This is a genomic window from Corynebacterium sp. HMSC076C10, from assembly GCF_001812455.1.
Lineage (GTDB): Bacteria > Actinomycetota > Actinomycetes > Mycobacteriales > Mycobacteriaceae > Corynebacterium > Corynebacterium jeikeium_D.
This window is the reverse complement of sequence record NZ_KV809136.1, coordinates 1-11,769: the sequence shown is the minus strand read 5'-3', so window position 1 is coordinate 11,769 and position 11,769 is coordinate 1. Positions and strand designations below refer to the sequence as shown.

At 58.4% G+C, this 11,769-nt stretch carries 11 protein-coding genes; 7 read left to right on the top strand and 4 right to left on the bottom strand.

The window, feature by feature from the left end; all coding sequences use genetic code 11:
* The first annotated feature begins 571 nt into the window (after positions 1-571).
* Both HMPREF2857_RS06875 and HMPREF2857_RS06870 read left to right on the top strand, forming a co-directional pair.
* Positions 572-946: a hypothetical protein gene (locus tag HMPREF2857_RS06875; protein ID WP_016421434.1), complete on the top strand. Its 375-nt coding sequence runs from the start codon at positions 572-574 to the stop codon at positions 944-946.
* A 138-nt stretch (positions 947-1,084) separates the two neighbouring features.
* Entirely contained in the window at positions 1,085-1,927 is an 843-nt protein-coding gene (locus tag HMPREF2857_RS06870) for a PaaI family thioesterase (RefSeq protein ID WP_038626554.1), read from the top strand.
* Positions 1,928-1,936: 9 nt separating this feature from the next.
* Here HMPREF2857_RS06870 and HMPREF2857_RS06865 read toward each other — a convergent pair whose 3' ends face one another.
* From HMPREF2857_RS06865 to HMPREF2857_RS06855, 3 genes are all read right to left on the bottom strand, one after another.
* Positions 1,937-2,710 (bottom strand): alpha/beta fold hydrolase, encoded by a 774-nt coding sequence (locus tag HMPREF2857_RS06865; protein ID WP_070603952.1) that lies wholly within the window; start codon positions 2,708-2,710, stop codon positions 1,937-1,939.
* Positions 2,700-3,419, bottom strand: a complete 720-nt coding sequence (locus HMPREF2857_RS06860; protein WP_083310527.1) for an esterase/lipase family protein — start codon at positions 3,417-3,419, stop codon at positions 2,700-2,702. Before HMPREF2857_RS06860 ends, HMPREF2857_RS06865 begins: the two co-directional genes overlap by 11 nt.
* 170 nt (positions 3,420-3,589) lie before the next feature.
* The gene (locus tag HMPREF2857_RS06855; RefSeq protein WP_070595805.1) at positions 3,590-4,012 is read right to left on the bottom strand and encodes an HIT family protein; all 423 of its coding nucleotides are present in this window, start codon (positions 4,010-4,012) and stop codon (positions 3,590-3,592) included.
* An 80-nt stretch (positions 4,013-4,092) separates the two neighbouring features.
* Between HMPREF2857_RS06855 and purD the strand changes: the two genes are divergently transcribed.
* The 3 genes from purD (at position 4,093) to HMPREF2857_RS11190 (ending at position 7,705) form a co-directional block, all read left to right on the top strand.
* Entirely contained in the window at positions 4,093-5,367 is a 1,275-nt protein-coding gene (purD, locus tag HMPREF2857_RS06850; protein WP_070643288.1) for a phosphoribosylamine--glycine ligase, read from the top strand.
* 239 nt (positions 5,368-5,606) lie between these two features.
* Entirely contained in the window at positions 5,607-6,734 is a 1,128-nt protein-coding gene (locus tag HMPREF2857_RS06845; RefSeq protein WP_042388927.1) for an aminotransferase class I/II-fold pyridoxal phosphate-dependent enzyme, read from the top strand.
* An 815-nt stretch (positions 6,735-7,549) separates the two neighbouring features.
* Complete coding sequence (locus tag HMPREF2857_RS11190; protein WP_016421428.1) at positions 7,550-7,705, top strand: hypothetical protein; 156 nt, start codon at positions 7,550-7,552, stop codon at positions 7,703-7,705.
* A gap of 66 nt (positions 7,706-7,771) precedes the next feature.
* On the opposite strand, the gene trpB is transcribed toward HMPREF2857_RS11190, so the two are convergent.
* Positions 7,772-9,097 carry a tryptophan synthase subunit beta gene (trpB, locus tag HMPREF2857_RS06840; protein WP_070643286.1) on the bottom strand — a complete coding sequence of 442 codons (1,326 nt, stop codon included), beginning with the start codon at positions 9,095-9,097 and terminating at the stop codon, positions 7,772-7,774.
* A 422-nt stretch (positions 9,098-9,519) separates the two neighbouring features.
* Here trpB and HMPREF2857_RS06835 point away from each other — a divergent pair, with 422 nt between their 5' ends.
* Positions 9,520-10,950: a TrkH family potassium uptake protein gene (locus HMPREF2857_RS06835; RefSeq protein WP_049193840.1), complete on the top strand. Its 1,431-nt coding sequence runs from the start codon at positions 9,520-9,522 to the stop codon at positions 10,948-10,950.
* Positions 10,943-11,644, top strand: a complete 702-nt coding sequence (locus HMPREF2857_RS06830; RefSeq protein ID WP_049172150.1) for a potassium channel family protein — start codon at positions 10,943-10,945, stop codon at positions 11,642-11,644. The genes HMPREF2857_RS06835 and HMPREF2857_RS06830 overlap by 8 nt, the downstream gene beginning before the upstream one ends.
* Positions 11,645-11,769: the final 125 nt, after the last annotated feature.

Sequence of the window (11,769 nt, the reverse complement as noted above, 5' to 3'; positions counted from 1 at the left end):
TGGCATGCGGACACACTTTTCTTTACTTAACCCGGGGGGGCTTTTTTTGGGGGGCGGGGAGCAAAGGATGCGTTTATAGGCTGATTAAAGGGGCAAATGCCTGTCGGGGCTGGGTGTCGGGCAGTTCTCTGTCACTTATGGCCACGCTGTCGGAAGTCCCGGTCAACATATGGATGAGCTATTCACTTATGGCCACGCTGCTGCGTATCGATAGGTGAATAGGGCATCGATAAGACAACGCAACACCGACAGCGGGACAACGCAACACCGACCGCAGAACAACGCAGCATCGACGCAACACCGACAGCCGGAAAATCACAGGTCACGGAGAATTCACATCTGTAACTCCAGCCCCATGCTTCACAGGAGTTACACGCGTATGTAAAGTGGGCTTTGTTTTTAAGTCATAAGCGTCGATAGGGCTGGTCTCGGGGAAGGGCCTGCGCTATGGGCGCTTTTGGCATTTTTCCGCAAAACCTTCCAGAAAACCCCACAAGCTGGGGTGATTTCTCCGAGAAAAATATTCTACGATAGAGCCATGTCAGAGGTGCTCTTTGTCAGTAGTTCAAACATGGGACTCTCACGCGTACTCGAAGGGCTGCTGCGGCAAGCTGCCCCAGGCCTGACAGTTTTGTCAGCAGGTATCAGCATCGATGATGATGACCGCGGTCTGGATGAAGACGCGCGGCGTGCGCTCTGTGAGGTGGGGGCACGGTGCGATGGCGATCCTCATCAACTCACGCCGTCTCTCGCAGACAGTGCGGATGTGGTCATTGTTGTGGGGAAAATCGACGTTTCGGACTACATCGCGCCAGATGTAGAGACTGAGCGCTGGGAATATGATGACCCAGCTGACCGCGGGATTTATGGTTATTCCCGCTACGCGGAATTGCGGGATTTCTTCACTCTGCGCGTCAATACGCTGGCGGAACGGTTTGCTGCCTAAATAGTCGCTGAAATAGTCGCTGTCTTAATAAAAGGTGGGGCGCGGGAACCGTCGTAAAGCATGTGCTGAAGCTGACACACTTTTGTTTTCTGACAATAATGCCCGCGTTCGCCCGGTCAACACCTAATGTAAGTAGTTATGTCTATTGGTCCATCGCTGCGACGCACCCTGTACAAACTTGCTGAGAAAGAGATGTCCCCGGCTAAGGCAAAGTTCTTGCTGAACATTTGGCCGCCGCTGTTTGGCACCGGCATCCGTATCACCGAGATTGCGGATGACTGGTCTGAGGGGCGATTGGAGCTGCGCCTAAACGCTCTGACTGCGAATATGCATGGCGCGGCATTTGGCGGTGCACTGTTTTCGATGACGGATGTGCTGTTTGGCACGCTGGTTATGCAGCGCCTGGACGTCAAGAAGTACGAGGCATGGACCCGAACTGGGTCGTTTGAATTTATCCGCCCAGGTAAGAACGGTGCGTACCTCGAGGTAGAGGTGCCGGATGAGATGGTCGAAAAGCTTAAGGCCGAAACAGAAGGCGGCTATTCGACGGTCGTTCCATACACCTCTGTAATCCGAAACCGCGATGGTTCCCTGGTCGGTATTGGCCAGCAGGAGCTCTACGTGCGCCGTCGTGGCCGCAAGAAGCCGCCGGCCAACCCGAATCAGCAGGATCGTGTTGCCGGTGAGAACCTCATCTCTGCTGCTCGCACTCTTGCTCGGCTGGGGATGCGCGGGGTGGAAAACCGCGATGTGCTCGTCCAGCAGGAACGCACCGCACGACGCTGCATTTCGCCAGAGTCGCGTGCAGTCGCATGGCTCCACGGCGTCCTTGAGTACGGCGATGTCACTGTCGACGACTACCGCGCCGCAGGGCTTCCCGACGTCGTCATCGAGGCCCTCACCTCCGATAACCCCTCGCCAGCTGCGCAGCAGCTGCTTGCGGATGTCGTCACCGCGCGCGAGTCGTTGACCAAGTTCTAGGTCGAAGCTCTACGCCAATAGCCGAGTGATCAGATCGATCACTTCGGGGTCTGTTTGCTGCTTCCAATGCGCAACAGACCTGCCCTCCAGCTCGGATTCGAGCAAAACAGTTCGACTGTCCGGCAGGAAACTCTGCGCGGTATCGGACCACGGAATGACCAGACTGTCATGGTGGCTGATGACGTTAATCCAGTCAGGTGCAGCTGCCTTGCGCCCTCGGAGGTGTGGGGCAGTGTTGGCGGCAGGAAGGTCATATTTTTCTGCCGCTACCGCAATTTGATCGGCTAAAGCCTGTCCCATTAGCCAGCGGGCAAGAGACCCATTTCGCCAGCCCAAAATGCGGGAAATTCCAGTCAGATTTACGCCGCCGACAGAGCCCGACACGCTGATGACACGGCGAAATGAAATGCGCTCGTATTCAAGGTTCGCTAGGCGTGTAAATAACAGGAAAGCCAATAGCCCACCCTGAGAGTGAGCCACAATGTCGACCGTGTCCGAGTTCGTTTCAGCGCAAACTCCGTTGATATAGTCCTCGACTTCGGCGACAGAATCCGCAAGGGCAGCAGTGCCGCGGTTTCCGTAGGCCGGTACATAGACTCGGCGGCCGAGGGAACGGAGTCCGTCGGCAAGCGGTGCCCACGCGCCGGGACTATCGAGCGTGCCATGTAATGCGATAACCGGAACGGGGTCGCTGAGGTTCCCTGCTGCCGGACTCGGATTTGGCTGGGACGGGCGAGCGGCTGTCGGCGGGAAAATCCGCGTTAGGAGCGGTCTATTCCGCATGCTCGGTTGGGTCAAAATCCTCGCCTACCAGCTTGAATAGTGCCTCGCGAGTAAGAGTGCGGGGACGCCAATCGTGTGCCATCTGCTCATGCAAAACGATGGCTTGAGGGAACGTGTCCTGCACATAGAGATTGGTGACCATGCCTGTGTCACCATCATCCAAGAAACAGGACTGTGGCGGGGAAATGAGCTGGTCATACTTAGTGGCAATACAGGTGTAAGTAACGCCGGGGCCGAGAATATCGTGGGAATTGGAGTTCAAAACCATCTTTGAGCCCGTGAGCTGTTCCAAGCCGGAAACGCCCCAGTAGCTCTGAACAAAGTTGCTCATCAGCGACCTCGTGCCGGGAATCTTAGTGATGCCGGAAGCGATGCCGCCCAGGTTGGTGCCGTGATTGGGGGCGGCAAGACAGACAACATGCTTGATGTACTTGGAAATGCGTAGAGAAAGCAGGGTGGCGATTAAGCCGCCTTGCGAGTGCCCCACGATAACGGCGTGCTTTGAGTCAGTGGCGTGCAGGACAGCCTTGATGTAGGGCACGAGCATGTCGATGGACTGATTGATGGGGTCTGTTGCACGGTGCCCAAAGTCTGGCGCGAAGACAGCCCAGCCATCTTCCCGCAACTGACCGCCAAGGGTCTCCCAAATGCCTTTGACCTGGCCTGTTCCGTGCAGGAGGATGACCGGCCACGGCCGGGATTTGGACACTTTGGCTCCCCAGTTATCTTCGAAAACACCGCGCAGCGGACGGAAGATGGCATAGGGAAGCGATGCTGATCCTTCAGCTGCAGCCGGTTTATGCGCCTCCGGTTCCTGCGCTTCAGGGGCAGGGACTACCGGAAGTTGTTCTTCCCGAAAATCCTCGTTTGAAGCGGCGATTAGCGCACCAACTTTCCGTCTTCGTCAGTCCCGAGGGCCTCCCGCAGCTTAGCGGCGGCCTCATCCATGGACTCTGCGGAAGGATTGCGATTCACCGACTGCAGGTTGTACCCGGACATATCGTGGGCAGGGAAGATATGAATGTGGGTGTGCGGAACCTCGAAGCCGGCGATGAGGTAGCCAGCACGCGGAGCGTCAAAAGCGGAGACAACAGCCTGACCAACCTTCTGGGCAACCTCATTGAGGTGGGCCCATAGCTCAGGCGAGGCGTCCGTCCACTTGTCCACCTCTTCAACAGGGACGACCAGCGTATGACCAGGCGCAATTGGCTCGATGGTCAAAAATGCGACGACCTTGTCATCGCGGTAGACAAAACGACCGGGGAGTTCACCGTTGATGATCTTGGTAAATACTGTGCTCATGTGCCAAGGGTAACCCGAATAGCGGATTGAGGGGTTGGGTGCGATGAGAGTTATCCGGGCTGCTTAGTAAGATGATTGCTATGCGCATCCTCGTAATTGGCTCCGGTGCCCGTGAGCACGCCCTGTTGTACGCAATGAGTAAGGACCCGCAGGCTACTGATCTTCACGTAGCCCCTGGTAATGCGGGTATGAGTGAAATTGCAACCATGCATCCACTGGTCGTGGATGACCCCGCTGGCGCTGTTGCGCTGGCCAAGGAAATTGGGGCCGATTTGGTTGTTATTGGCCCTGAGGTTCCGCTGGTCGCGGGTGTGGCAGACGCGCTGCGCGACGCTGGTTTCGCAGTCTTCGGACCGAACGCTGATGCAGCTCGGATTGAGGGGTCCAAGGCTTTCGCTAAGGACGTCATGAAGGCGGCTGGGGTAAAGACCGCCTCGGCAGAGGCCATCCAGCCGGAGGCTTCCGACGAAGACATCGAGGCCGCCATTGACCGCTTTGGCCCGAACTGGGTCGTGAAGGATGACGGTCTGGCTGCTGGCAAGGGAGTCGTGGTCACTAAGGACCGCGCTGAGGCTCTCGAACACGCAAAGGCGGTGCTGGCAGCCGGTAACCCGGTGCTGCTGGAGTCCTTCCTGGATGGCCCGGAAGTTTCCCTGTTCTGCCTGGTCGACGGCGAAACCGTCGTCCCGCTGTTGCCGGCTCAGGACCACAAGCGCGTCGGTAATAACGACGAGGGGCCGAACACCGGTGGCATGGGTGCTTACAGCCCGCTGTCCTGGCTGCCGGAAGGCGCAACTGAGCGCATTGTCACCGAGGTCTGCGAGCCGGTCGCTCGTGAGATGGCCGCTCGCGGTTGCCCGTTCCAGGGTCTGCTGTACGCGGGTCTGGCCTGGGGCGAGGACGGCCCGGCTGTCATTGAGTTCAACTGCCGTTTCGGTGACCCGGAGACCCAGGCCGTGCTGGCGCTGCTGGAGTCCCCGGTGGCTCAGCTGCTCAACGCCGCTGCTACCGGAACATTGGCGGACTTCGGTCCGCTGTCTTGGCGTGATGGTTACGCTCTGACTGTTGTACTGGCCGCTGAAGGCTACCCGGTATCGACGCGCACGGGTGATGTCATTGAAGGTGCAGAGCCTGGCCGCGAGGAAGATGGCATTCTCCACGCAGGTACTGCCCGCAATGCTGCAGGTGAGCTGGTCTCCGCTGGTGGTCGTGTGCTCAACGTCATCGGCGTTGGTGACACGCTGGAAGAGGCCCGCGACAAGGCGTACGAGACCATCAAGACCATTAAGCTCGAGGGCTCGCACTACCGCACCGACATTGCACTACCTGCAGTTGAGGGCCGCATTTCCATCTAAATAATGCCCGAGGCGGTCAGGCTGCACTCGGATACCTCACTGGTGCACCCACCCGGGTTGAACTGGATTTCCCGGGTGGCCTCGGTGGCTGCAAAGATGAAGGTATGCACGCCGAATCTCCGCAGTCGCCAAAGTCGTCGCAGTCACCGCAGCCGTTAAACTCCTCGCAGTCACCGCAGGCATCCCAGCCCCAGCGCGACCTAGCATCCCGCCGCTGTGAGGTCGCACCCTTCCATGTGATGGATGTTCTCGCGCTCGCACAGGAGCGTCAGCGTACTCACGGTGATGCTCTATTCCTCTGCGTGGGACAGCCCGCGACCGCGGCCCCGGCTGCCGCGATTGCCCGTGCGCGTGCTGATTTAGAAAATCAGGTTCTAGGCTACACAGCGGCCGTCGGCACGCCTGAGCTGCGTGAAACCATCGCCGCCTGGCATCGTGAAAACTACGGCACGGCCACGGAGGCCGCTGATGTTGTCATCACTACCGGTTCTTCCGGCGGTTTCGTGGCACTCTTCCTCGCAGCGCTCGACGTCGGCGACGATATTGTGCTCGCGCGCCCGGGCTATCCCGCATACCGCAATACGCTGCAGGCGCTCGGCGCCAACATTGTTGAGATCGACTGCGGTCCCGAGACTCGTTTCCAACTCACTGCCCAGCACCTGCAGGCACTTCCGCGCGTGCCCAAGGCCGTGATTGTCACCAGTCCGGATAATCCCACTGGCACCATTATCGATGCCGACGAGCTGCGTGCCATTGCGAAGTGGTGTGAGCAGCACGATTGCCTGCTCATTTCCGACGAGATTTATCACGGCATTACTTATGGCCGACAGTGTGCGTCTGCACGCGAGTTCTCCGACGCGGCGGTCGTGGTTGGCAGTGTCAGTAAGTACTTCTCGATGACCGGCTGGCGCGTCGGCTGGCTCATCGTTCCCAAGTGGCTGCGTGCGCCGCTTGATCGCCTCGAAGCCAACCTCACTGTCTGTCCACCGGCAATTTCGCAGGCAGCGGCGGTGGAAGCGTTCAGCCCCGAGTCCATTGCCGAGCTCAATTCGCACGTGACGCGTTACGCACGCAACCGCGACGTTTTGCTCGAGGGGCTGCCCCGCGTCGGTCTCGGTAATATCGCTCCGCCCGACGGCGGTTTCTATATCTATGCCAATATCGCAGGGCTTTACGACGACCCGAACTCCGTCGACTCCATGACTTGGGCTCGGGAACTGTTGGCCGCAACGGGCGTGGCCGTTGCCCCTGGAATCGACTTCGACACAGAGAACGGCCATGAGTGGGTTCGCCTCTGCTTCGCCGGTGAGACGTCCGAGATGGAAGAGGCTGTTCGGCGTATTGGGGTGTTCACTGGTCGTGGTTAAAACGGCTTTTAGTGGCGCTCGCGGTGTGATTTACCTCACCCTTTCAGGGGTGTTTTTCAGCCGGTCGAGATAGGGAGCTCGACGAGCAAATCGCTGCTTTAAATCCTCTACCGGCGGCCACAGGTAGAGCCGATGTTGGGGCATTCCTGGAAGGGGCCGTTGGGTCTCTGTTTTCTTGATCGCCCGTTCGCGCTAAAGGCGGAAAAACTGCCTCAGATTGACGGCTCTGTGGCCGCGGTCACATCAAGTGAGGGTGGGGTTGGGGCGATAGTGGAGTGGGGTGGCCTTCGTGGCAGCATCTTTGACAGCCGGCAGCTCTGTCGGTGGTCTATTTCCGCTGGCAGGGGACCCTTTTTCTTTAATTGCCGATGGGGTTGACTTCTGAGGAGTTGGTGGCTATCCCCGCACGGGGTGACGATTGAGCGCGGTGTGTAACTCATGTTCAACGATGGTTGCAAGCGCTTTTAGTGGGGATAGTTTATGTCCGACCGAAAGATGCTTCCGCGCCCTGTTTTTGGCTGTGTAAAAGCGTGATTTTTGAAGCCGTTGTCGGGAGCGGTGAAGCGAGGCTTGGGGTGGCGCTGAGGGGCGCTGTTTGTGGTGTAGCGATTGAGCTAAAAAACGTCCAAAAGTTAACAAAAGGTTAACTAAAAATAAAGTTTAGTGCTTGCCAGGCCTTGTGTTGTGGTCTACGGTTGCAAGTCATAAGTTCCAAACGGTTCGATGAAACAATGTTTCAACTGCGGAATCGCAAAGAATCGGTTGGAGAAGTCCAACAATAAAGATCAAAGAGATCTTAAGAGAGGTGACCTCTGATGAACGCATTCAACGAGATTATGGATACTGTGTCCCCGATTTTCCGGGACGGCAAGGAATCTAAGCAGGATGCGCTGGCATCGCTGCTTGCCGAAGCCATCGTGGAGGCGAACCCGAACCAGGGCATCGCCGCCGACGACCGCCGCGCTGCCTAACAAGAATTAGCTTTGGTCCGATTCCTGCTAGGCAGCTAGTGGGAAAGCAATCCCTACTGGTTATCCCTACTGGTTCAGGAACTCCCGGACCTGTTCCATATCCTTATCGCCGCGACCTGACAGGTTCACGAGCAATAGCAAAGGCTCATCGCCTTCGTGAACCGGCAGCCCGAGCTCGCTACCAGCGGCAGGGTCGGCTTCACGGAGTCGCGCAATCTTAATGGCCTGCGCCAGCGCATGCGAGGATTCCATCGCCGGAATAATGCCCTCCATGCGGCTGAGCAGCTGGAACGCTTCCAGTGCCTCCTCGTCGGTAATTCCGACATAGCTGGCGCGGCCATTCTCCTTCAGCATGCCGTGCTCCGGGCCAACGGACGGGTAATCCAAGCCCGCCGAGATGGAGTGCGATGGCAACACCTCGCCGTCGTCGGAAAGCATGACAAATGAGCGCATGCCGTGAAGGACACCAGTCTTGCCCCCATTGATGGGCGCGCCGTGACGATCGGTGTCGAGTCCCTCACCTGCGGGCTCGACACCAATGAGGGCGACATCGGAGTCGTCGATGTAGTTAGCAAATGCACCGATGGCGTTGGAGCCGCCACCGACGGCTGCGATCACAGCGTCGGGAAGCTTGCCGTAACGCTCGACCATCTGACCGCGTGATTCCTCCGAGATGACCTGCTGGAATTCACGCACGATAGTGGGGAATGGGTGCGGACCGGCGGCGGTGCCCAGTAGGTAGAAAGTGGAGTCGAGAGTCTTGCTCCACTCGACCAGTGCCTCGTCAATAGCATCCTTCAAACCGGCCTCGCCGGTGGTGACGGGAACGACCTTCGCGCCCATGAGCTCCATGCGCTCGACATTGGGGTGCTGGCGGGCGACATCGTGCGAGCCCATGTAAATCTCGCACTCAAGTCCCAGCAGCGCTGCGGCCATCGCGGTGGCCGTGCCGTGCTGGCCTGCACCCGTCTCAGCAATGAGACGGGTTTTTCCCATGCGCTTTGCCAGCAGCGCCTGGCCGACCACGTTGTTGCCCTTGTGCGCGCCGCCGTGGTTCAAGTCCTCGCGCTTGAGCACAATCGTCGTGTTCGGCGTGGATAGACGTCGGCATTCGAACAGCGGGGTTGCGCGGCCGAGGAAATCGCGACGCAGTTCTTCCAGCTCGCGCTGGAACTCCGGATCGCTCATCGCCTCGATGTAAGCCGCTTCCAGCTCATCGAGTGCTGGCAGCAGGAACTCCGGCACTTCCTGTCCACCGAAGCGACCGAAAAATGCAGGCAAGAGGGTTTCGCGCACCTCGCCCGCGCCGTTAACGCTTGCCGACGGCACCCTGGTTGCAGTCGGTGCTGAAGCCTTGGCGATGGCATCCGCGCTGGGGTTGTAATCAGTCATTGAAGAGAGCCTTTCGTTGCTGTTGTTTATTTCAGCGGGCCCTGGTTCTCTTCGCCGAACCGATAAAAGAAAAGAGCCCGCCAGATTTATCTTCTTGCGAGCTCGTACTTGACGGGTTTGCCGTCGACATTAATGAGATGACGTGACGTTGCTCGCGGACTTAGGCGAGCCACCACCACTGTGCGCCGCACGGCGCGGGTGTGTTCATCAGGGGTGTCATCATGAATCTGACCATAACTCAAGGTTTCCGTAGTAGCCAAAGCGGGGTGGGGTGTGGGGGCGGGGATGGGGCGCGAAATGTGTACGGGATATCGCACCGGTGTCTGGGGTCGTAAAGCAGCTCCCCGCTAAGTCCCGGCATATGCAGAGGCGGAATATCAGCATTCCCCTCGACATCGCTGGCCACGAGGACTAACGTTCCGATGGTGATTACGCTGTCGCGGCAGGCCACTAAAACACGTCGGGGAGTTCGTCCCACGACGTTGGTGGTGTGGTGTTATGTCGCCTTGATAACCGCTGGCACGGTTTTGCTAATGCTGCCGATTTCGGCGGCCAATAGCCATCCCACGGGGCAGTGCGCCCCGAGCCCTGGGGATATGTGTTTGCCCACGGCGCTGTCTGATGCGCTGTTCACAGCCACCTCGGCAACAAGCCTGACCGGCCTGATCACCGTAGATACGGCCACCCATTGGTCAACCTTCGGCAAGGTCGTCATCATGTTGTTGATTCAGCTGGGTGGTCTCGGGTTCATGACCTTGGCTTCACTTTTCGGCCTCTTCGTAGCAGGAAGGCTCGGCCTGAACCGCCGTGCCGGTGCCCGCGTTGAAGGCCGCGGTATGGATATGGGCGAGATTTCGTGGGTTGTCCGTGCTGCCGTTAGCTTCACTCTGTTGGTGGAGTTTGTGGTGGCAGTGGCACTTACGCTGCGGTTCCACTCCGGATACGGGTATGGCTGGGGAAAGGCTGCATGGGAAGGCTTGTTCCATGCCATCTCAAGCTTCAACAACGCCGGTTTCGCTCTGTATACCGACAATGTCATCGGGTTCTATAGCGATGCCTGGGTGCTTTTGCCACTGGCCTTCGCCCTCATCGTGGGTGGTCTGGGTTTTCCTGTTTTGCTCGAGGCCTGGCGGCACGGCAAAGCGTGGCTTAGTGTCTGCACTCGAGGACAGCTGCCTAAACGCTGGTCGCTGACTACTCGCTTCACCATTAAAGGCACGATTCTGCTGATTGCTTTGGGTACGCTCATGGTGGCTTTTGGGGAGTGGTCCAATGCCATGTCTGGATTCACCGCGGGGGAGAAGATACTCAACTCATTCTTCGCTGGTGTGAGCCCGCGTACCGCGGGGTTCAACGCGCTCGATTACGCGGAGTTCCATCCATCGACACTGCTGGGCACTGACTTCCTCATGTTCATTGGTGGTGGCACCGGCGGTACTGCAGGTGGCGTGAAAATCACGACGTCGGCAGTCATTCTCGCCGCTGTTCTCGCGGAGATTCGCGGTGACACCTCCGTGTCCGTGGCTAGGCGGCGCCTCAACCCAAAGGTGCTGCGCCAGGCTCTCGTTGTCCTTGCCTTCGGTATCGGCCAGGTATTCCTGGCAGTAATCGCCGTCAGTTTCCTAGCACCACAGTTTTCTACTGACCAAATTCTTTTTGAAGTAATCAGTGCTTTCGCCACGGTAGGCCTTTCCACAGGTATTACCGCCGACCTGCCGGTGGCAGCACAGGCAATCTTCATCGTGCTGATGTTCACCGGACGTGTTGGCCCAATCGCCTTGGCGACGGCCTTGGCCGCCCGCCCACGCCAGCGCGTCTACGAATATCCAGAAGAAAGGCCCTTCATTGGCTAACTCGAAATTCAACCCGTTTGCTGGTTTTGCAGATCATTTCTCCAACCAAGCCAGCTCTTCGCCTGTTGTCATCCTCGGTATGGGGCGTTTCGGACAGGCACTCGGCGAGGAGCTGGTCGCTGGCGGTATCGAGGTTCTCTGCGTAGACCATCGCGAAAAGGTGGTTCAGGAGCTGTCCTCGACCTTCGACCACGTGGTCACCGCCGACACCACCATGCCGGAGGTACTGAAGCAGCTCGGTGTCGATGAAGCCGAACGTGTTGTTATCGCCATCGGCAGTGACATTGAGGCTTCATTGCTGACCGCGTCTGCGCTGGTGGATATGGGGGTGCCCATGATTTGGGCAAAGGCCGATAACCAGGCCCACGCCAAAATCCTGGGCCAGATTGGTGTGCACCACGTCATTCGCCCGGAGGCCGACACCGGTCGTCGTATTGCGCACCTCATCGGCGGCAAGGTCCAGGACTTCCTGGAGTTCGACCGCGATTACGCAGTAGGCAAGGTCGCGCCGCCAATCCACTGCCTGGATAAGACGGTGGCGGAGATTAACCAGAGCGCACCGATTACGGTTGTCGCCGTACAAAAGCGCGGTCAGCGATTCCGCCCTGCGCTTGCCGACGACCGCATTTCCGCAGGTGATCTCCTGATTGTCTCCGGCGCTATTCGGCAGTTGGAGACATTCGCCGGAGAGTAACAGGAAGCGACGGAGTCCGTGCACGCGGGGCTCCGTCGCGATGGAAATCAACGACCAACAGTGTGGAAAGGCGGGGTCCACGCCCAGCTCTACGGGCTGCAAATGTGAAACTGTGCGAGTTTATG